This is a genomic window from Endozoicomonas sp. OPT23 (assembly GCF_009653635.1).
GTDB lineage: Bacteria > Pseudomonadota > Gammaproteobacteria > Pseudomonadales > Endozoicomonadaceae > Endozoicomonas_A.
The window spans coordinates 868,360-890,791 of record NZ_PPFD01000003.1; the positions used below are offsets into that span (position 1 = coordinate 868,360).

The window sequence follows — 22,432 nt, forward strand, 5'->3', positions numbered from 1 at the left end:
CAACACTGCATTTTTATAGAAATCACTGCCCATGAAATACAGGGATCTCCGAGACTTTATCAAACTGCTGGAAAAGCAGGGCGAGCTGGTGCGCATCACAAAAGAAGTTGATCCGTATCTGGAAATGACAGAAATCAGTGACCGTACCTTGCGCAAGAAAGGCCCGGCACTTCTGTTCGAAAACCCCAAAGGCTACGACGTGCCGGTTCTGACCAACCTGTTTGGTACAGAAAAGCGTGTGGCATTAGGTATGGGGCAGGAAAACGTAACAGCTCTGAAAGAAGTCGGGCAACTGCTGGCTTACCTGAAAGAGCCTGATCCACCGAAGGGTTTCAAAGACGCACTCTCCAAACTGCCTATCTTCAAACAGGTTCTGAACATGGGGCCCAAGGTTGTCAAATCAGCTGCCTGTCAGGAAGTAGTTCTGAAAGGCGACGATGTCGACCTGAATAAGATCCCTATTCAACACTGCTGGCCCGGCGATGCCGCACCTCTGGTGACATGGCCACTGGTGATCACTAAAGGGCCTGAGAAAGATCGCCAGAACCTGGGCATCTATCGTCAGCAGTTGATTGGCAAAAACAAGCTGATCATGCGCTGGTTGTCTCACCGTGGTGGTGCGCTGGACTTCCGTGACTGGCAGCTGAAACATCCGGGCGAACCTTTCCCTGTGTCGGTTGCTCTGGGTGCTGACCCCGCGACGATTCTGGGGGCTGTTACTCCAATTCCTGATGGTATTTCCGAGTATGCTTTTGCTGGCCTGCTGAGAGGCGGTAAAACCGAGCTGGTGAAGAGTAAGGTTAACGATCTTCAGGTTCCTGCCAGTGCCGAGATTGTTCTGGAAGGCTTTATCTATCCCGATGAAATGGCAGTAGAAGGTCCGTTTGGTGACCACACGGGCTATTACAACGAGACAGAAAAGTTTCCTGTCTTCACCGTAGAGTGCATTACTCATCGTCGTGATCCGATTTATCACAGCACTTACACAGGTCGTCCACCGGATGAACCTGCCATTCTTGGTGTGGCACTGAACGAAGTCTTTGTGCCACTTATCAAGAAACAGTTCCCGGAAATCGTGGATTTCTATCTGCCACCGGAAGGCTGTTCTTACCGTATGGCCGTAGTGACCATTCGAAAGGAATATCCGGGGCATGCTAAACGTGTGATGCTGGGTGTCTGGTCGTTCCTGCGACAGTTTATGTACACCAAGTTCGTGATTGTCTGCGATGATGACGTCAACGCACGGGACTGGAACGATGTAATCTGGGCTATGACCACTCGCATGGACCCAAAGCGAGATTCCGTGTTTATCGAAAACACGCCCATTGATTATCTCGATTTTGCCTCACCTGTTGCAGGCCTCGGCTCCAAGGTTGGTTTTGATGCTACGAATAAGTGGCCTGGAGAAACCGACCGAGAGTGGGGTGAAACCATCACCATGACCGACGAAGTTAAAAACAAAGTAGACGACATCTGGGATGAACTCGGAATCGAAGAAGCAATCGACTAAGAACTTGGCTGAACAGGAATTGCATCAACGCCTTGAGAACTGTCTGCAGGACTGGCAACAGTGGCAGCTGTGTTCACAGCAGCCGTCTGTAAAGGACTGCATTCAGATCTCTGCCGGTAATACCAATACCAGCTTTATTCTGACGACTGATGCTTCAAGGCTTCTTATACGTCTTGAAGCATCTAACTCTGAGATTCTCGGGCTGGACAGGGAAACTGAATTCAGGGTTCATGAGATTGCCAATAAAGCAGACCTCACACCCAGAGTTCTTTTTCGCAGTCTGGATAAGGGATATTGGGTTCGAGAGTTTATTGAAGGACAGCCACTGCCTGAAAAAGGCCTTTCCCGCCACCAGCTTGAGCAAGTAGCTGGCGTTCTTCGAGAACTTCACAGCCTGCCTGTTCCTGCTGATATACCCAGACTCATTCCGGGGGAAAAAGCAGAGCATTACTGGCAACAGCTGGCGAATCACCCTGAAAACAAACCTTTGTTATCCATGCAACAGGCTCTCCAAACACTGCTTGGAGACGGGCTGGATGGAGCATTGAGTCTGTGCCATATGGATACGGTGCCTGCCAACTGGTTGGAAGCTGAAAAGATGTATCTGATGGATTGGGAATATGCGGCGGCGGGTCATCCCTGTTGGGATATAGCCTCTTTTCTCCAACAACTTGAAATTAATTCTGACGATAAGGCTTTCTTTCTTGAGAAGTACTTTCGAGGATCAGAACTTGAAGAAGCACTGCCTAAAGCTACACAGCAGTTAGATTATTTATCTGCTTTGTGGTTCAGACTTCAGGGACTGGTTAGTGTTGAAAAAACAGAACGTATTTTTCAGGATTTATTAAAAACTACCAGCAGCTGATTACTACTGGTAGTTTTCATTCAATAGAACTTAATCAGACTTCTGCACTTCAAGGCTATCCACTTTCTGGAAGCCTCTAGGCAGCTTGTTACCACGACGGCCACGCTCACCATGGTAATGCTCAAGATCCGCCGGTTTAAGCGTCACATGACGCTTGCCAGCGTTGAGAGTCAGGGAGTCATCAGCACCCAGCACCGCCAGATGAATCATGGTTTCCGCACGATCCGCAGCCCGGGCAGCAGGGATATTGATGATCTTGTTGCCCTTGCCTCGTGCCAGCTTTGGCAGCTCAGACAGCGGGAACACAAGCATCCGGCCTTCATTAGTCACAGCAGCCAGCACCTGGTTCTCACCTTCGATGGTGATAGGAGACATCACCTGTGAGTTCTTCGGCAACGTCAGCAGCGCCTTACCGGCCTTATTCTTGCTGACCATGTCCGAGTGCTGAACCACAAAACCGTAACCTGCATCACTGGCTAACAGATAGCAGTCCTTCTCTTCACCCACACACAAACCTTCGAACGTTGCACCGGACGGTGGGTTAACCCGGCCTGTTAAAGGTTCACCCTGACCACGGGCAGAAGGAAGCGTATGCGTCTGAATGGAATAAGCGCGACCTGTTGAGTCGATAAAGGCGGACGACTGGTTACTCTTGCCTTTGGCAGACAGTCGATACTTGTCACCGGCTTTATAGTTCAGTGTCGTTGGATCAACGTCATGGCCTTTAGCGCAACGCACCCAGCCTTTCTCTGAAAGAACGATGGTCACAGGGTCAGACGTCATCAAATCAGTTTCAGACAGCGCCTGAGCTTCCTGACGTACCTCTATAGGTGAACGGCGATCATCACCGTACTCGTCAGCATCAGCTTTGATTTCTTTCTTTACCAACGACTTCAAGCGTCGCTCAGAGCTAAGAAGCAGCTCCAGTTTTTTACGCTCGTTTTCCAGTTCTTCCTGCTCAGCACGAATCTTGATCTCTTCAAGTTTCGCCAGCTGCCGCAGTTTGATTTCCAGAATGGCATCAGCCTGAATATCAGACAGGCCAAAGCGCTCCATCATGACCGCTTTAGGCTTGTCTTCAGTCCGAATGATCTCAATCACTTCATCAATATTGAGGAAAGCCACCAGCAGGCCTTCAAGAATATGCAAGCGAGCCAGAACCTTATCCAGACGATGCTGCAGACGACGACGCACTGTTTCAGTACGCCATTCCAGCCATTCACTGATCATACCGTTCAGCGACTTAACCTGAGGTTTGCCATCAACACCGATCATGTTCATGTTGACCCGGTAGGTCTTTTCAAGATCAGTGGTAGCAAACAGATGGTTCATCAAACCATCAACGTCTATGCGGTTCGACTTGGGAACAATCACCAGACGGGTCGGATTTTCGTGGTCTGATTCATCACGCAGATCAGCAACCATCGGCAGTTTCTTGGCCTGCATCTGGGCAGCAATCTGCTCCAGAATCTTGGCACCAGATGCCTGATGAGGCAGGGCAGTGATGATGATCTCACCCTGTTCCTTGCTGTAGATCGCCCGCATTCTCAGAGAGCCACGACCCTGTTCGTACATTTTCTGAATGTCGGAACGAGGCGTAATAATCTCGGCATCGGTCGGGAAGTCAGGTCCCTGAACGTGCTCCATTAGCTCTGCCGCAGTCGCCTTAGGGTTCTCCAGCATATGGATGCAGGCATTGGCCACTTCACGCAGGTTATGGGGTGGAATATCCGTTGCCATACCAACAGCAATACCTGTGGTGCCATTCAGCAACAGGTTAGGGAGGCGAGCAGGAAGGATAGAAGGTTCGTCCAGCGTACCGTCAAAGTTTGGTGTCCAGTCCACCGTTCCCTGACCCAGCTCACCCAACAGTACGTCAGAGTACTTAGTCAGACGGGATTCGGTGTAACGCATGGCTGCAAAGGACTTGGGGTCGTCTGGCGAGCCCCAGTTACCCTGACCGTCGACTAATGGATAGCGATAGGAGAACGGCTGCGCCATCAGCACCATGGCTTCATAGCAGGCTGAGTCGCCATGAGGGTGGAACTTACCCAGTACATCACCCACCGTACGAGCGGACTTTTTGAACTTGGCGGTATTTTTCAGGCCAAGCTCACTCATCGCATAAACAATACGGCGTTGAACGGGTTTAAGGCCATCGCCTAAATGAGGAAGGGCACGGTCGAGAATGACATACATGGAATAATTCAGGTATGCACTCTCTGTGTAAGCCCTCAAAGACTGGCGCTCAATTCCATCGTCGCCGATGAAGGTCTGTTCCATATTTTGTATGAACCTGATTCCAGAGAAGGGTTTATCATTCAAACGACACAGCCAATCAAACTGTGGCGAGCGACATAGCCGCTAATAATGATCGAGTCGAACTATGATAAACCGGGAACGCAGGTTGCGTAAAAATATTCAGCCTTTATCTTTACCGTTTATGTAAGGGTTACTCCAGCCCTGAACTCTGGAAATGCGTCGATCACGCTCTTTTTCCCAGTCAGATACAGGGTCCATGCGATCCCAGGCTTCATAAATTCTGCGCTGTTGTTTGCTCAAACGAAGACCATACTGATCAGCCATATAGAAATAGATACGAGCGATATTGCCCAGTTTATCTCTGGGAGGCTCAGCCTTACGCTGCTTGAAGTTAACCTTGAAGTCACACTGCCCATACATATCGGGTGTGCTGTTCAGCATGGCAAAGCGGAAATTGGAACGGTCTCCGTTTACTTCGCCAATGGCGGGAACAAGGTTATGAAGGTCTGACTCCATACGTTTAAACTTGCTGTTCTTCTTACAGTTTTTACGGCCACCATTCTGCCAGCACTGCATTTGATGACCAAACTCCCAGGCTGGAACAACGTGTTCCCACTCAATGCGTGAAGCTCGCTTAAGCTGCTTACGGACTTTGTATCCACAGGAAGACAGGTCAGGAATTAGCTTCTTGCCTTTGCGCTCAATGTCACAACCACAATAGAAGCTCTCGCGATGAGTCTGATAAATTTTGCTAGCTTCACGCTTGGCCTGACTGAAGCTCTGAGGAGCGGCCTGAACAGAAATAGAGAGCAGAACAATACTGCAGCCAAGAATGGCTCTTGGAAATAAAGACAATGTTCATCCCTGAAAAGTAAGTGTGTAGACACACGTAATCGAATCTTAAGTTGCTATTTTCCCGCCGCAGGTGGGCAAATAAGCCCACGAATTCATACATCTGGGTACTTACGACGATAGAAGATTTTATTTTACTGATCTTCCGCCGGAACCAGAATTTCAGATACGTGGGAACTAAGCATCCCAATAACAAAAATCACCAATGCAAAACCCGCTCCAGACTGTACCGCGGTCCATAGAGAGGCTTTCAGCCCCAGATAATAATATCCGGTGCCGACAAAGAGCCAGAGCCACCAGAATCCCAGCGACACAATTGCAGTAACTTTCAGCAATGCTGACAGGGCAAAACGCATAGGACTGTCTCCTGATTTACTGTAAAACTTTCCTCTCTAGCCTATATGCCAAAAGGCCTTGCAGTGAATCAGGAATTGACGCAAAAGAATGCCGCGTTCGCCGAGGAGTTTTGTATTTACGCCTAACAGAGACAGCCCTTCTATAAAGAGTGTTCAGCATCACAAAAGCCGCAGTATTTTCGGTAATCCGTCACGTTCTACCTGTTTGTTCATGGTCATGACGGTGTAATTCGTGCAATTTCCAAACAGTAATAATTCCACATATTAATAACAAAACATAAATGACAGAAGTCGTGCAAAAACGCTGTCATCAGATCTCATGGTATTGACGGGAAGTTGAATCAAATGGACTATTTAAAGATTGCCGGAGCCTGCCTTCTGGCTCTATCGATTGCAGGCTGTAAAGGTGGAGGCAGTGGAGGCTCTGACTCTCCATCCACTCCTCAATCTGAACAGGGCAACAACCCAAATTCTTCGGCCCCTGATTCAACACCCAATACACCGGACCCTGGCCCTACTGATTCAGGGGCAGACAATAGTTCCGGCTCAGGACCGGCCCAGCCGGTAGTTCGTTCACTCACTGTGAACCTTAACGGCCTGACACCTGAAGATACTACAGTTACAGCAAGCGGCAATGGCGAGCTTCACACAGCAACACTTCAGGGCGATGCTTACGGTTTCAGTAACCTGACACCCAATATTGAATACTCCCTGAAAGTACAGGCTCCAGGCTATAAGCAGCTCAGCAGTGTACAAAGTAAACCTGGCGGTGTTGCATCCCTGAATGTTGAAGAACAACCTTCACCTGATGTTGATGGCAAGTTCACTTACACATGGAAAGATGATGGTCAGACTGTCAGCGGCCTGGAGTATGCATCCAAGGTTAACAAGCCTGTAACTGTCGACATCGAAGGTGTAGAACGTAAAATCCCAAACATTGCGGCAGCCCAGATGCTTTACAGGGATTACCGGGTGGTGCTGAACAACACCGGTAGCCTTCAATGGACTCAGGCTCATGCGTATCGTCTACTGGAAACTCTACGACAGATACCACAAAAGCACTGCTCTCTGGACCAGTCTGTACTCGGTCTGTCTTGTAAGCCGGATAGAAACAATATTAAAAAAACTGTCTGGAAACTGAGCAGTTCCCCCGTCACTAATGATATTGAAACCAGCAATGGCACTGTAACTCTGGATGCTAAGGCGTTCACTTACGCTGAACCAAAAATTGCTACGGTTGATGGTCGCCGTGGTCGTTACTTCTCCAAACGCCTTCATCATGCGCTGATTCGCCAGATGACGGATGGTGGTCAGAACCTTGCCAAGGCTAACTACATTCTTGAAAAGCGCTTTGGTGTCACAATTGATACCCGCAAGAACACCGGTCACTCAAACCTGAATTCTGTTTACAACAATATTGCTGTAACCAGTGAAGATCGTGATGCCTCTGCATGGCAATCATTTACGCCAGAAGAAATTCTGCTGATCATCAACCAGTTTGAAGAGCTGCCCTCTGGCATGCATATCATTCGTGGTGGAGCCAACAACAAGCAAGGCCTGAAATATCTGTTCCGCCGCGCTAATGGTCATGATCACCCACTTTATCCGGATGCTCCTGCTGTTGCCTGGCCTGGCGCTGGCTATATCGAGTTTATGGAAAAAGCCTTCAAGGGCAGCAACCTTGAACATATGCAAAGGCTGGTACTCCATGAGAAAACTCACTTCCTGTGGCACTACAATGTCAGCAAGCAGCAAAAACTAAAGTGGCTGGCTTTCTCTGAATGGTATCGAGTGGATGGCGCAGAAGATGGTCATCTGAATGATTTGCCGTACAGCACCGAAAATAGTGGCGCTTCACATACACACGGTTCCAGCTATAACCCTGACAATCAAAACATTAATGTTGAAGCTTCTGATGGCTGGTCAGCACGCAAAACCACTAACTTTGTCTCCGGTTATGCACAGCTGAAAAATCCTAATGAAGATCTGGCAGAAAGTGTTTCCTACTTCCTGATGAATCCGGACAAACTTCGTTCACGGGCTCCAGCGAAGTATGAGTTTATTCGCGACAGCTTGATGGCTGGCGTGATGTACCTTCAGGAAATCCGTGACGACCTGACTTTTGAAGTTCTGAATTTGCATCCTGACTACATTTATCCGGGCAAGATCAAGGAAGTTAATATCGATGTTGTGGGGGAAGCTCAGGACAACAAACGTGTAACCATCGACCTGAAACTTCATACCACCAAGAGCTCCTGCAAAAAAGACTCCTGTCTTGAAGGCGCCTCTTTGGCCTTTACCCGAATCTTCAGTGAGATTGATACCTTCAAAGATATCTATTTCTACCCGGTATCAGGCCGAGGCAGTCAATCAGACCATCTGAGAGCTACCTTTACACTGCCTGATACGGCAAAGAACGGTTGGTGGGCACCGGCCCAGATTACTATCACTGACCCGCTGGGTAATGAACGCTATCAGCGCAGTACTGATTATGGCTGGCAGATGTTTATCAATAATCCCGATGAAGATATTACTCCACCTGAATATATCAATGATTCCCTGACTCTCAGCCTGAGTGATTCAAAAGCAATTACTGTGGCTAATGGTCGAAAGACCGCTGACCTCAATACCGATAACTGCAGCGGCCAGGGTTCAAGCTGTCGTGTAATTCGCACTATCACTGCTCGCTGGGATGTTGATGAAGATGTGGCAATGAAAGACAGCAACGCCTGTTTCTCTCGTTTTGCCCATCAATCCTACTCAAACTACTCCATGGATGAATATGGGGAGTTTCAGAAAAATGTTCAGGGCATCATTGATGGCCAGTGTCAGACACAAGTAACCGCGACTGAGTATTACCAGTCCGGTGAATATCGTGTTGCTCATGTATCCATGCAGGATAGAGCCCTGAACCGTAAGAGCTCTCAGTTCTCTGATAATCACCCGGACCGGGAAGCCTCACCAAAGGTAAGCCTTGATAACTCTGGTGGTAACCCTGACAACCAGCCACCAGAAATGAACATTCAACCCTGTGCAGATGGTGTTGATCGTTGTATTTCCATTAAAGGAACGCCAACCAACCCATCCAAACCGGATGGGGAAACTAATGTTGTTCTGAGTTACTGGGTTCGTGATGATAAGTCAGGTCTTGGAACTGTGTCGTACAACCTGCGAGACCCTCAGGGTGTAAACCACTTCTACTATGCCAGTCATGATAATACTCATACGCTGTTCTTTAACGGCGAGCCAACAGCCTGGAAGAAGTACACAGCGACAGAAACCCTGCCAAAAGGCTCTGCACCGGGCACCTGGGGACTGACAGAGATGACTCTGTACGATAAGGCTGGCAACAAGAAGTCTTATGATTTTACCGAAACGGTTATTTTTGAAGCTTTGTAAGACTTAGAAGTAAACCGGGGAACACTATAAAGCGGTCAACTTTTGTTGGCCGCTTTTTTAATGGTGCGTTGTTTATTTTTTCCGAGCAAGAGATGGTAAGTCGCCTGAAATACCCATAGCGTATTTCATTACTTCCTTAACGGCTGGCTTGGTTGCACCCGCCAGTCCCAATGCCAGATTTCGAACCATCTTCAGGGGCTTAATATCATTGCTGAATGCATGATAAAAAGCGTCCATAGTGCTCATCATCAGTTGGTTACCCTGTCTACGAGCTTTCTCGTATCGCCCAAGCACTTCTGAATCGCCAAGACTTTCACCGGCTTTGTGGGCTTCAATCAGTATTTCTGCAAGGCAGGCAGCATCCTGAAAGCCAAGGTTTACTCCCTGTCCAGCCAGGGGGTTTATGGTGTGAGCTGAATCACCTGCCAGAACTGCACCATTCTTGTGGTATTCCAGAGCATGGCGTCGAGCCAGAGGAAAGAAGCCTCGCTCATGCAGTTTCACAATACCGGGAAGCTCTATTGGAAAAGTGCGAGTCAGCTCGTCGATAAATTCCTGATCGGACAACTTCATCAATCGACTGATGTTCTCAGGCAGGTTATACCAGACGACAGACGCATAACTTTTACCGTCTATATCCGGAAGTGGCAGGAAAGACTCTGGGCCTGTTTCCGTAAATGCCTGCCAGGTTATATCCTGTACACCGCCTTCTATTTCAACGGTTGCAACCATACACTGCTGTTCGTAATCACGGTAATCCAGCCTTATGCCCGCCTGCTGACGAACTTGCGAGTTTGCACCATCAGCACCAATCACAAGATTACCTGTGAATGTTCTGCCATCAGAAAGAGTAATACTTGAGTTCTGTTCGGAAAAACTCATGCTTTCAATAGTGGCTGGGCAATACAGGCCAACGGTTTCCAGTTGCTGCAGGGATTTAATAAGACCTAATTGAGTGACTCTGTTTTCAACAATGAACCCCAGCTGTTCATGGTCTATTTCACAAGCATCAAACAGGGTTTGATTAGGCCGTTTATCCAGCTCTTTACCTCCTGGAAGGTGCAGCTTTTCCCAGACTGCCATTCGACGGTAGGGGCAAGTTCGCATCTGTTCGATATGCTGCCAGGCATTCAGGTTTCGTAAGAACTGTTCAGATGCGTAACTAAGGGCAGAAACTCGCAAGTCAGGAAGCTGGGATTTATCAAATACTTCTGGCTGCAAACGATCAAATACTGCAACTCTGATTTTCTGTTGGCCAAGGGCACAGGCAATGGCAGACCCCACCATACCACCACCAATTATCAGCACTTCGTAATGCTCTGCACCGTTGACTTCAGTCATCATCCTGCCTGTATGCTTAAGTGTGTAGACACACGCAATCGAATATTAAATAGAACTATGCGAGCCATTATCTACGCATCAAAGTCGTCATTAAAGGTTGTTCTAACTGAATTGTTTATAAGAGACAAACAAAGAGGGCCAGCACTCAGATCTGTTAACAAATTGTCCGACTCATTGAGACCTTTTTGAAAAATCTTTAAAAAACATCAAACTGCCTAGAGGACCTCCAAACGAGTCACCATACTGAATCTTTTCCATACCCGTAGTATATCTGGCTATCGCATCAGCATAGTTACCAACCGCCTCACCAACCAGTACTCGGAACAGAAGTCGTTCCATTTGCCAACGGGCAGGATCAAATGGCTTTTCTCCCATAATAACTTCTGAATATCGCCAAATTCTTTCACTATCCAATGTAGCCAACAGATCCTCATCTACATCCTGAATATCAGCTCTTTTCATTACCATCCGTGGGCTTTCTGTTTTTTGGGAGGCAAAAGTATCTACGTACAACACCATTTCTCCTGAATCTACCGCAGCCAGATAATTGCCTGACTGCTTAACAACAGCTGGTGAGACATCTTCAGCGGCCAGTGTATTGAGTTCACCCGTGTTGTGATAATGCTCAAGCGCGGCAGTGATATTATTCAGCATCTCAGCACTGAGCGGATTTAGAATTGGAAGGCTGTTTCTCTCATCACCCCAGACATAGTCATAAAAAATAGACTTTGATCTGACTTCCACTAATGAGCGACGAGCCAAACGCTCCGTAAGCCATTCATATTCCGTACTGTCTCTCCAGTCACCTTCAATGGTTAACCACTTGATATCAATTTTGTCACCAACTCTATCAAGGTCTAAAAGACCGAGCACAAAGGTCAGTCTTGCCGTTTGTGGATCCACCTCAGGAAATAAATAAAGCGAGTGATGTTCAGGTATCACATCAGTAAGATTGTTCAGAGCCTTAATAAAAGAATTTCCGTAATCATGTGACTCTTCACTCACTTCTTTTACAACCGGGTTAATTTCAATATGTGGTTGATAAAGGCTTCGCCTTTCAAAGCTCTCAGGGATAAAAGAAGATTCTTTCCCTGATTCGTCTGAGTGACTGGCAAAAGGAAAAAGGCTTGGTTTACTGCCTGATGGTATAACAAAATAAATATCTGCAATTTCTTCCGTGCTACCGTCATCATCAAGCAACTGAATTCTGTCACCTGTAAAGCCAAGCGCATACATTTGCTCCTGAGTTCTTGTATAGATTGCTTTACCGGTTGTGATCGCATGACCCAACAAACCTAATTTAGGAAGATATCTTTTCATCAGACTACCGTAGCCTTCTACCTGGTTTGCCGAGTCTTCAATCAGATTGATACTCTTTTCAGGCGAAAGAGCAGTAAGAATGCTATCAGTAATAGATGGGGGAACTGGTTCACTGTCGGTGTTATGAAACTGAAAACCTTTGTCTCTAAGCACAGCAAAACTTTGAATACTGCTTTCAACAATAGATGCTTCAAGTGTTGTTTCAACAGGCATTTTAGCAGAGCCAAAATAAGCCCCGACCAAGCCTACAGCTGCCTGAATATAAGCGGCATACGTTTCATTACTGAACAGGTATTTGCCATAGACAAGACCAGACTTTTTAATGGTGGCCAGAATTGAAGCTATCGCTGTATCCACAAAGGGCTGCATCAGAAAATCTATTACACTGTCGCTACCTCGTGCTTCTTTAAGCAGAAATGAAGGGTAGCTGTACAATATAGGCGAGAGGGTAACGACAGGTTCAATTGTGCGATTTGGAACAATAAGTTCCGTACCAGGGGAGCCGGCAGGGCTAACAATACTGCCCTGAACAAATGGTTGTGGCTCTGCCATCAACTTTCCACTGCCAAGCATCAGGCACAAAGTGACAGTACTACAGATTATCAAACTGCACTTGCTACTTTTCCCGTCCATTCCTTTGCCTTCCTTTATTTCTGAACAAGTTGGTCCTTTATTTGTAGACAAAAAATGGCAGGGTTAGTTCATCGAGATATATAGAAAGGTCTTATAAGCAGTTTTTTATATTTTCTTATTTACTCTTCATTGCTGCGCTCTTGCCGAGCTTTTCGTTCAGCAATTTTTCTTCTTCTCTTACTTTTTTCCTTACGGCGGGATGCCTTACGAGACTTAAGGTCTCTGACTGTTTCTGAAGTATTAGAACCGTGGGGAACCATAGGCTTACAGTCAGCCTTCTGATGCTGTGAACCCTTTCTCTGCTCACCAGACTGCTGGTCACTCTCTTCACTGTAATCAGGCATTCCTGCCGCGACTGGAGGTTCTATCTTCATAGGTTAAGCGTCCCTGCTGTACCTTGTGTGTTCTTTAACCCAGCGCTCTATATTCTGATTCTAGACAGAGATATAACGCAGCTCTACGCCGTAGTCTTTCAACTGAGACTCAGCCAGTTCTTTCTGGGTAACCTTGGCAGGCTGCTCAACCATAACAGCTTCAACCACATCATCCTGCACTGAGTTAAGCAGTGAGAGGCGCCAGTTCACCATGGCTGATTCCATAGCCGTAGCTCCCGGATTAAAAGCTGCATTAGAAGCATATCGGCCAGCAACAATTTTTCCGCTCTTCAGTCTGAAAGCGACACCAGCAGGACTTTTGCACACAGGAGCATGGCAGTTTACGGCTGCCTCAAACGCTGCCTTAACCAAATCATCGTTTGCATGCTCTTCCGGCAGGGTCAGATCAAACTGCTCGGGAGACATCAGCGCATCGGTCAGGCCAAGGTCTGCAGGACCAAAAGATTTAGGCAGCAGATCTTCCATGGAATACTGTCTTACCACACCTTCAGAAGCGTGTTGAACAATGACTTCGATAGAATCAGCCGAGTTCAGTTCATTAAGAAACTGACGACAGTGGCCGCATGGAGCTTCATTCACTACCAAACGAACCAGCCTCTTCTCGCCTTTATGCCAGGCATTCAGAACTGCACATTGCTCGGCATGCAGGGTCACTTTCAATGGCTGATGAAGAAATTCGATATTAGCGCCAAAATAAAGGTTTCCGGAAACACCTTCAGTGACAACGCCTACGTAAAATTCGGACACCGGAGCTACGCTGATCGCAGCAGCAACGGGCAACAGTTTGACCATCAGGTCAGCTGTCGTGGAGAAATCGAGAATGGATTTAAGTTGCGAGACCTGCTCAGCCGTCAGCATACCTTCCTGACGAGTGATGTCTGCCAGAATGGCAGTGGCTTCAGCGGGAAATGCGGAAATTCTTTCCTGAAAGACGGCTTGTGTCTGCATGGCGAATAACCATTACAATAATGTACGGAAAATAACCATACTTTAATCTGTAGCGGTGTCCAGTAAGCAGTTCCGCTTATCAAACATTCGCAAAACGAGACGTACTTAATAAATAAACTATCAAACAGGTAAATCGGGCTCTATGTTGCAGCAGTGATTTGCAAAGCCTTGAGAATTGCCTAATCTATGCTATTTGCTGGAATGAAAGTTCCAGCCTTAACAAAGAGACTTAATAAGAGAGCCAATGCAAAAGCCCATCGTTATTTTTGATTCCGGCATAGGCGGACTGAGTATCTATCAGGAAGTTAAAAAGAAGCTTCCCGGTCTGCCTATTGTTTACTGTTCGGATAACGAAGGCTTCCCCTATGGTCCACGCCCTGAAGACGAAGTCGTTGACCGTACTCTTCACTGTCTGGAAAAACTGGCTAATCAATATCAACCTTCGCTGGCTATCATTGCCTGTAACACCGCCAGTACGATTTCATTGCCTAGAGCCAGAAACCTTCTGGATATTCCGGTTGTTGGTGTTGTTCCTGCCATTAAACCTGCAGGAGTTGCTTCTAAAAATGGTTGCATCGGCCTTTTAGCAACACCGGGGACCGTGAAAAGAAAGTACACCGACCAACTGGTTCGAGATTTTGCCAATCATTGTGAAGTAGTCCGAGTCGGCAGTAGCGAACTGGTTCAGCTGTCAGAAGATCACCTTCGAGGAAAAGCGGTATCACTCAAAGCTATCAAGGATATTATCTCTCCCTTCTTTTCTGGCAAGCAGCAACCAGATTGCATAGTTCTGGGCTGCACTCATTTTCCGCTGGTGAAAGAATTGCTTGAAGAAGCATCACCCTTACCTGTGAGATGGGTTGATTCAGGGGAGGCTATTGCTCGCAGAGTCGACAGCTTGCTTGAAAGAAAAGACATTGAAGATAGAGGGAAATCCGACATTTTCGTGTACAGCGGTGACCAGAATACGGTTGAAGGTCTGGAACCTGCACTAAAAAAACTGGGTTTTAAGGAAGTGAGGGAACTGTAGGTTAAATCTTGCAATTCAACCTACAGCTTGAAGGCTACTTAAAGGTCACGAGCCTTGTAGTAAGCAACTTCTGAAATGTTGTGGTACTCATTAGACTGCTGACGAAAAGCGTCGTAGGAGTCATAAATACGCTTGGCAACATCACTGTCATTCTGAACTTCAGCAACCACTTCTGCAGAAATCTCTTTCAGTTGCTTCAGAACATCATCGGGAAGACGCTTCAACTGAACACCGTGTTCATTAACCAGCTGCTTAAGCGCTGAGTTATTGCGAGCGGTGTATTCATCAATCATGTCCTGATTCACTGCACGTGCCGCTGTAGAAACAATGGCCTTCAGGTCAGCAGGCAGCTCGTTCCATTTATCCAGATTCATGGTGAATTCCAGCATAGTGCCTGGCTCGTGCCAACCCGGATAGTAGTAGTACTTGGCCGCTTTATGGAGACCAAAGGCCAAGTCGTTATATGGGCCTACCCACTCTGTAGCATCAATAGTTCCGGTCTGCAGAGCTGTGAACAGTTCACCGCCAGGAAGATTCACAGGAACGCCGCCAAGACGTTTGAATACCTCACCACCCATACCAGGAATACGCATCTTCAGACCTTTCAGGTCATCCAGAGAGTTGATTTCCTTGTTGAACCAGCCTGCCATTTGCACACCACTGTTACCACCAGCGAAAGGCTTCAAGTTGAATGGCTGATAGAGCTCGTCCCAGAGTGCCTGACCGCCGCCGTAATGAATCCAGCTGCTGACTTCCTGAGCATTAAGGCCAAAAGGAACGGTTGCGAAGAACTGGGAAGGTGCTGTTTTACCTTTCCAGTAATAGGCACCGGAATGGCCCATTTCAGCGGTACCATTAGACACTGCATCAAAGACTTCCAGAGGTGGCACCAGCTCACCACCGCCGTATACTTTGATCTTCATTCGGCCATTGCTCATTTCATCCACGAGAGACGAAAAGCGTTCAGGCCCCATACCCAGACCAGGGAAGTTCTTCGGCCATGAGGTGACTAGCTTCCACTCATAGGTTTGCTGCTGTGGTGCAGGAGCAGCTTCAGCGGCAGCTGTTTGCTTTTCAGATTGATTACATCCGGACAGAACGACAGCGGCAGCTGCGAGTCCCATCGATGCGAGAAGATTACGGCGTTTCATGTCAGCCTGCTCTCTGTTGTTTTATTATTTTTTGTTGGTACTTCAGACTCTTCGCATGTTAGGTGGTTATACGTACAGGCACAAGACGTCTGGATAGATAATGATGTTGTACCACGGAAATAGTGGGCATAATCCCGAAAAAACCAACAGGAAGTTAACGGCATGCCTGCCAACGTATGGACACTCTTTTTTGCACAGGCGCTTGCCATGTGCGCAGCACCTCTCATGGTTTTTTCAGGCGCTCTGGCCAGTCGGGAAATTGTCGAGTCATCCATTTGGGCCACACTGCCTGTAGCAGCCCTGGTTATTGGTACAGCCTGCTCTGTTTACCCTGCGTCGTATTTTTCAAAAATTCTGGGCAGAAAAACAGTGTTCATGACAGGCATGTTGATTGGTTGTTGTGCATCACTCCTGGCTATGTTGTCGTTGCAGGAACAATCATTTTTCGGCTTCGTTCTTTCCAGCACCCTGATGGGTGTCGTCGTTGCTGTTGGCCAGCAGTTTAGGTTTGCTGCCATGGAGTCAGTGTCTCCAGACATAATGCCAAAAGCGGCAGCAAGGCTGATGGTCGCCGGGCTTATCTCAGCCTGGGTAGGGCCTGAACTGGTCCCAATAGGTCAATCACTGCTGAACGACACATTTAGTGGTGCTTTTCTATTGCTAGCCGGGCTTTTTATTCTGTCGTTTATCATCATAGCCAGTGGTTTTCAAAACCCGGCCGAGATAAAAATATCAGCCGAACTGATGCCTCTTCACACAAGTAAGCTGCTTCAACGTCAGGGATTCTGGATCGCATCTGCCAGTGCAGCAGTCGGGTTTGGTGTTATGAGCTTTATCATGACGGCAACGCCCATCAGTATGCACGACATGGATCACTTTTCTCTCACAGACACCAAGTGGGTAATCCAGAGCCATATAACCGCTATGTTCCTGCCATCACTGTTTTCAGGGTATCTAATCCAAAGACTGGGTCATGCCACGATGATTGTCACAGGCTTGATGATGCTCGGAATCTGCATCATTGTTGGACTGATAGATCGGAGCTTTATGCATTACTGGTGGGCTTTACTGATTTTGGGAGTTGCCTGGAACTTTCTCTTTATTGCTGGCACCTCTTTGCTACCCAGTACTTATAACCCGGACGAGAAACATCAGGCACAAGGATTGAACGATGTACTGGTGTTCACCACTCAGGCCAGTGGTGCATTATTATCAGGAGTAGTCTTACACTGGTTAGGCTGGAACGGTTTACTGCTGGTAACCATTCCCGTCATTCTGGCCTTGCTGGCATCTGTGGTTTACTGGAGAAAACAGCAAAGCACGTGACTGCCGCTGGAATAAGTGGGAAAGTTTGCACGACAGGATTCGGATTCTTCTGTCGTGCATCGTAGATTTTTACAGTGCTGTCAGAGTGGCATAAGCCATCATCAGCCACTTGGATCCTTCAGAGTCAAAGTTCACCTGCACACGGGCCTGAGAACCTTCTCCTTCATAATTGAGAACAATCCCTTCACCGAATACATCGTGATGAACCCGCTGCCCCAGTGACAAACCATGGTCAGGCTGTCCCAAAGGTTTAGCCACAACCGGGCGAGTAATGCTGCCACCCAGCCGCACTTCCTGCAGAAGCTCTGAAGGAATTTCCCGAATAAAGCGGGAAGGGCGATTCATTGTGTCATTGCCGTAGAGTCTGCGATTCTCGGCATAGGTGATATAAAGCTTTTCCATGGCACGGGTAATGCCTACATAACAAAGACGGCGCTCTTCTTCCAAATTACCTTCTTCCAACGCCATTTTATGAGGGAACAAACCTTCTTCCATACCGCAGAGGAATACCAGTTTAAATTCCAGGCCTTTGGCAGAGTGCAGAGTCATCATCTGAACACTGTCGGTAAATTCATCGGCCTGATTATTACCCGCTTCCAGCGCTGCATTGGCAAGGAAGGCATCCAGTGTCGACAAAGGAACACTGTTTTCATCCTGCTCAAAGTCGTCTATGTCGAACTCGCCACAGGCATTAACCAGTTCTTCAAGGTTTTCAACTCTTGCTCTGGCTTTCTCGCCTTTTTCTTTCTGGTGATGTTCGATCAAACCCGATACCGCAATAACATGGTCAGTCAGTTCACCCAGATCCAGTTCTTCGCCCGACTTGCCAAGAGATTCAATCATCTCGACAAACTCAGCCAGTGATCGTCCAGCCTTACCGCCAATAGCCTTGGCGGCAATCACACTTTTGATAGCCTGCCAGAGGCTCAACTCTTGAGAACGTGCTGTTTCACGCAGTTTTTCAACCGTCTTCTCACCAATACCACGAGCGGGAATATTGATAACACGCTCAATAGAAGTGTCGTCTTCCGGCGAACTCACCAGTCTCAGGTAAGCCAGAGCATTCTTGATTTCTGCCCGTTCGAAGAACCGCTGACCACCATAGATTCGATAAGGAATGGATGAGCGCAACATGGCTTCTTCGAGCACACGTGACTGAGCATTGGAGCGATAAAGAATGGCCATATCACTGCGAGCCATTCCCTGACTGGCTGCATCACGGATTCGATCAGTAATGAAACGGGCTTCGTCCATCTCGTTAAAGCCAGCATAAACCTGTAGAGGCTCGCCTTCATTGCCTTCAGTCCAGAGTTCTTTACCCAGACGATCCGGGTTGTTGGCGATGACAGCGTTAGCCGCACGAAGGATATTACTAGTCGAACGGTAATTCTGCTCTAGTCGTATGGTTTCGGCTTTTGGGAAATCCCTTGAGAACTGTCGAATATTCTCGATACGGGCACCACGCCAGCCATAGATAGACTGGTCATCGTCACCGACTACCATCATCTTGTCTTCATCACCGGTCAGCATTCGCAACCAGGCGTATTGAATAGCGTTGGTATCTTGAAACTCATCCACCAGCACATAGCGGAAGCGTTCACGGTAGTGCTTGAGAATATCCGGTTTTTTCAGCCAGAGTTCGTGAGAACGCAGCAGCAATTCCCCAAAATCTACGACACCAACCTGATCACAGTACTGGTGATAAGCTCGGTAAACGTCCAGCATGGTTCGTTCAAAAGGGTCATAACCGGGATCAATGTAATCCGGACGTAAACCTTCGTCTTTCTTACCGTTGATATACCACTGAGCCTGACGGGGCGGCCATTTCTGATCGTCCAGATTCATAGCTTTCATCAGTCGTTTAATCACCCGCAACTGATCATCGCTGTCCAGTATCTGGAAGTTCTCTGGTAAACCAGCATCGGCATGGTGAGCCCGTAAAAGACGGTGAGACAAACCGTGGAAGGTGCCTACCCACATACCTCTGGGAGGAATACCCAACAGCTCTTCAATACGGGAACGCATCTCTGCTGCAGCTTTGTTGGTAAAGGTTACCGCCATGATAGAGTATGGCGACATAGCCTCTACCTGAACCAGCCAGGCAATTCGATGAACCAGTACTCTGGTTTTACCACTACCAGCTCCCGCCAGCACCAGCATGGAGCCCGGTGGGTTGGTTACTGCCTGACGCTGGGCATCGTTCAGGGAGTCGATAATGGGAGTTACGTCCATAGCCGGATATGAGGGTTCCACTGGTAGATGTTCGCCACAACGACTTGCATTATGGCTGTGAGTTGCAACATTCAGCCGTTAAATCACTGAATAAAATCACAGTTTACCTAATTGGTGAACATAGGAGTATTGAAACTGGTATGCAGTCAGTTGATACTGTGCGGCCTTGGGTGAAAGATGACTCATTCGCTGCAGGACGCAGCCAGTCGAGACACTTAACTTAACATTGCGCACCCAGACCCTGGAATGAATCCTGGTCCTAGCTGCCGAACGCTGAAGATATTGCATTAATGGGAATCAAACAGCAGGACAAATTCTATACAGACACCCATCTGAATAACATAAGTCTTCCGTCATCTACTGGTAACAGGGGTGACAATCACAGCGATGAAAAAAAATTCGCGCACGGCTATCGCCAACTATCACTATTCTCCTCTTCAGCTTTACTGGCACTAGCCATGTTGTTTTTAGGCAGCCTGAACCCTCTGATTCTTTTGGGTTGGGTTGCCGGCTTTACTCTTTTTGAATGGCTCTCTCCAAAACTGACACTGGAAATATCCAACAAACGACTTCTGCATAGTTGCGCTCTAGGCCTTTTCACGGGAGCGGCTCCGGTACTAACCCTCTCATTACTCGATGTGCAGCAGCTGTTTATTATTCCGTTAGTTATTACCGCTCTTTCTGCCTGTGCCAGTCTGCTTCTTGCACCCGATTTTCGTAGTATTGTTGGCTATACGGGTGCCCTCGCCAGCCCTTTTGCTCTGTTTATTGGTCTGCATTCAGAAGCAATCCCTCTAAGCTGGATTGCAGGCTGGCTGGTTGCTCTCAGTGCCATTGGCTTCGCCAGTAAACTGCGTTCACCTCAAGCCAAGGCAAACGACCAAAGTAAACAAAATCAACTGGAAGCCGACCTGAAAACAGCTCTGGATAACAACCAGCTGGAAGTGTATTACCAACCCAGATACAGCCTTAAGCAGCAACAGATTACCAAAGCAGAAGCCCTTATTCGTTGGCATCATGCTGATTTTGGTTATATTCCTGCTATTCATATTATTGCTCTGGCTGAACGAACCGGGCTTATTCATCAGCTGGGCGAATTTGTTATTCAAACAGCCTGTCGTGATGCCAGTCGCTGGCAGCAATTAGGCTTTGATACAGGGGTTTCCGTCAACCTGTCTACCACTCAGCTCATTCATAGCGAACGCCTGATAAAACAAATAAAGAATAGTCTGAATGAAACAGGTCTCTGCACCGGTTCGCTTGAGCTGGAACTGACTGAGTCAGTGCTCATCGAACAGTTTGACGATGCGATGAAGACACTGCAGGAAATTAAAAAACTGGGGCTTGAAACCAGTATTGATGATTTTGGAACCGGTTATTCATCACTGTGTTATCTGAAAAACCTCTCCGTAGACAGCCTCAAAGTCGACAGATCCTTTATCAGAGACGTCACTGAATGCTCTAAAGGCAGGGCTGTACTGGAAAGTATTATCTCCATGGCACATAAGCTGGATCTGAAGGTTGTTGCTGAGGGCGTTGAGAAACAGGCAACGATTGATCTGCTCAAGGAATACAGCTGTGACGAAGTGCAGGGACACTTTATCAGTCCACCTATTCCTGAAGGGCAACTGGTTAGAATTTTGTCTGACTATCAAGCCACTCTGTCAAACTGACAGAGTTTTGTAGTATAACTACAAGACAAACTGAGTAAGCACATCAAAACTAATCGCGAAGGTTAGCTGCACCGTTCAGTCCTGATTACATAATAAATACGACAACAAGACTCTGTACATGTTTCCTGAAGATCCACTTGTAGCCTTGAAGCAGGGATATGCTTCACTTCGCCGCTCGGAAAAAAAAGTAGCTGACTTTATTCTCAAGTCACCTTCTACAAGCCTGGAGTACAGCATTGCAGAACTGGCTAAAAAAGCAGAAGTCAGCGAACCAACCGTTGTGCGTTTTTGCAGAGCTATTGGCTGTAATGGTTACCAGGAATTTAAGCTAAAGCTGGCACAAAGCCTGGGCAGTGGTTCCCGGTTTGCAGAGCTCAAACTCAATCAAGAGGACACCACGAATGATATCGCCAGAAAAGTATTCAACGGCACAGTCAGAGAACTGATAAACGTCAGGGATTTACTGAACCCCACCGAGCTAGAGTCTGCCATTGATTCTCTTGCGGCAGCACACAGGGTCGAGTTTTATGGCTTTGGTGCTTCAGGAGCTGTTGCTGAAGATGCCAGACATAAGTTCATCCGCCTTCAGCCTTCTTCCATGGCTATCACAGACCCACATATTCAGTTGATCTCTGCTTCAACCATGAATGAAACCTCTGTTGTCGTGGCTATTTCCCAATCAGGCCGCTCCAAAGAATTGCTGCAGAGTGTTCGAGTGGCGGTAAAACAGGGAGCCTGCGTGATCGGTATTTGCCCGAAAGACACACCTTTAGCAAAGCTGTGCACTCAACCTATGGCAATAGCAGCAGAAGAAAACACCGAGTTATTTACACCTCTAACATCAAGAATCGCTCATCTGGTAGTGATTGATGTATTGGCGACGGGTGTCGCTATGAAGAAAGAACCAGAGTTAAGCCAGCAACTGAAAAACATTAAAAAGAGGCTTAATAACGCCAGGGTTAAGGACGATTAAGCGTGTAGACATACGTAGTCGAATATTAAGTGGCTACCCCCCCGCTGCTGACGGGGGTATAGCTTATGAATTCGAATATTTGAGTATTTAACTACCTGTTAAATGACCGTGTAAGATATTTCCCACAACATAAAAAGTAAATATCTCTTGCCCAATCAGACTATTT

16 protein-coding genes are annotated in these 22,432 nt (G+C 47.4%); 7 read left to right on the forward strand and 9 right to left on the reverse strand.

Annotation, left to right across the window (positions count from 1 at the left end; genetic code table 11):
* The first annotated feature begins 31 nt into the window (after positions 1 to 31).
* On the forward strand, positions 32 to 1,510 hold the full coding sequence (gene ubiD / locus EOPP23_RS09735; RefSeq protein ID WP_153765748.1) for a 4-hydroxy-3-polyprenylbenzoate decarboxylase: 1,479 nt from the start codon (positions 32 to 34) through the stop codon (positions 1,508 to 1,510).
* A complete protein-coding gene (locus EOPP23_RS09740) occupies positions 1,479 to 2,375 on the forward strand; it encodes a phosphotransferase (protein WP_153765749.1) in 897 nt (298 codons plus the stop codon). Before ubiD ends, EOPP23_RS09740 begins: the two co-directional genes overlap by 32 nt.
* Positions 2,376 to 2,405: 30 nt before the next feature.
* Here the strand turns inward: EOPP23_RS09740 and parC are convergent, their stop codons facing one another.
* From parC to EOPP23_RS09755, 3 genes are all read right to left on the reverse strand, one after another.
* Positions 2,406 to 4,658, reverse strand: coding sequence for a DNA topoisomerase IV subunit A (gene parC / locus EOPP23_RS09745; protein WP_153765750.1), 2,253 nt, complete (start codon positions 4,656 to 4,658; stop codon positions 2,406 to 2,408).
* Positions 4,659 to 4,796: 138 nt separating this feature from the next.
* A complete protein-coding gene (locus tag EOPP23_RS09750; protein ID WP_153765751.1) occupies positions 4,797 to 5,492 on the reverse strand; it encodes an endonuclease in 696 nt (231 codons plus the stop codon).
* Between the two features lie 131 nt (positions 5,493 to 5,623).
* Positions 5,624 to 5,845: a hypothetical protein gene (locus EOPP23_RS09755; protein ID WP_153765752.1), complete on the reverse strand. Its 222-nt coding sequence runs from the start codon at positions 5,843 to 5,845 to the stop codon at positions 5,624 to 5,626.
* A gap of 345 nt (positions 5,846 to 6,190) precedes the next feature.
* Here EOPP23_RS09755 and EOPP23_RS09760 point away from each other — a divergent pair, with 345 nt between their 5' ends.
* On the forward strand, positions 6,191 to 9,244 hold the full coding sequence (locus tag EOPP23_RS09760) for a hypothetical protein (protein ID WP_153765753.1): 3,054 nt from the start codon (positions 6,191 to 6,193) through the stop codon (positions 9,242 to 9,244).
* 72 nt (positions 9,245 to 9,316) lie between these two features.
* Here EOPP23_RS09760 and EOPP23_RS09765 read toward each other — a convergent pair whose 3' ends face one another.
* From EOPP23_RS09765 to cdd, 4 genes are all read right to left on the reverse strand, one after another.
* On the reverse strand, positions 9,317 to 10,588 hold the full coding sequence (locus EOPP23_RS09765) for an FAD-dependent monooxygenase (protein ID WP_228550643.1): 1,272 nt from the start codon (positions 10,586 to 10,588) through the stop codon (positions 9,317 to 9,319).
* 168 nt (positions 10,589 to 10,756) lie between these two features.
* Positions 10,757 to 12,457: a hypothetical protein gene (locus EOPP23_RS09770; protein WP_153765754.1), complete on the reverse strand. Its 1,701-nt coding sequence runs from the start codon at positions 12,455 to 12,457 to the stop codon at positions 10,757 to 10,759.
* A 200-nt stretch (positions 12,458 to 12,657) separates the two neighbouring features.
* Complete coding sequence (locus EOPP23_RS09775) at positions 12,658 to 12,912, reverse strand: hypothetical protein (RefSeq protein WP_153765755.1); 255 nt, start codon at positions 12,910 to 12,912, stop codon at positions 12,658 to 12,660.
* 60 nt (positions 12,913 to 12,972) lie between these two features.
* Complete coding sequence (gene cdd / locus EOPP23_RS09780) at positions 12,973 to 13,881, reverse strand: cytidine deaminase (RefSeq protein WP_153765756.1); 909 nt, start codon at positions 13,879 to 13,881, stop codon at positions 12,973 to 12,975.
* Between the two features lie 244 nt (positions 13,882 to 14,125).
* Between cdd and murI the strand changes: the two genes are divergently transcribed.
* Positions 14,126 to 14,911, forward strand: a complete 786-nt coding sequence (gene murI / locus EOPP23_RS09785) for a glutamate racemase (protein WP_153765757.1) — start codon at positions 14,126 to 14,128, stop codon at positions 14,909 to 14,911.
* 38 nt (positions 14,912 to 14,949) lie between these two features.
* Here murI and EOPP23_RS09790 read toward each other — a convergent pair whose 3' ends face one another.
* Entirely contained in the window at positions 14,950 to 16,062 is a 1,113-nt protein-coding gene (locus EOPP23_RS09790; RefSeq protein ID WP_153765758.1) for a TRAP transporter substrate-binding protein, read from the reverse strand.
* 162 nt (positions 16,063 to 16,224) lie between these two features.
* Between EOPP23_RS09790 and EOPP23_RS09795 the strand changes: the two genes are divergently transcribed.
* Entirely contained in the window at positions 16,225 to 17,388 is a 1,164-nt protein-coding gene (locus EOPP23_RS09795) for an MFS transporter (RefSeq protein WP_153765759.1), read from the forward strand.
* Between the two features lie 69 nt (positions 17,389 to 17,457).
* On the opposite strand, the gene uvrD is transcribed toward EOPP23_RS09795, so the two are convergent.
* Positions 17,458 to 19,620, reverse strand: coding sequence for a DNA helicase II (uvrD, locus tag EOPP23_RS09800; RefSeq protein WP_153765932.1), 2,163 nt, complete (start codon positions 19,618 to 19,620; stop codon positions 17,458 to 17,460).
* 458 nt (positions 19,621 to 20,078) lie between these two features.
* Between uvrD and EOPP23_RS09805 the strand changes: the two genes are divergently transcribed.
* Positions 20,079 to 21,293: a bifunctional diguanylate cyclase/phosphodiesterase gene (locus EOPP23_RS09805; protein WP_194842560.1), complete on the forward strand. Its 1,215-nt coding sequence runs from the start codon at positions 20,079 to 20,081 to the stop codon at positions 21,291 to 21,293.
* A gap of 118 nt (positions 21,294 to 21,411) precedes the next feature.
* Entirely contained in the window at positions 21,412 to 22,266 is an 855-nt protein-coding gene (locus EOPP23_RS09810) for a MurR/RpiR family transcriptional regulator (RefSeq protein WP_153765761.1), read from the forward strand.
* The last annotated feature ends 166 nt before the right edge of the window (positions 22,267 to 22,432 follow it).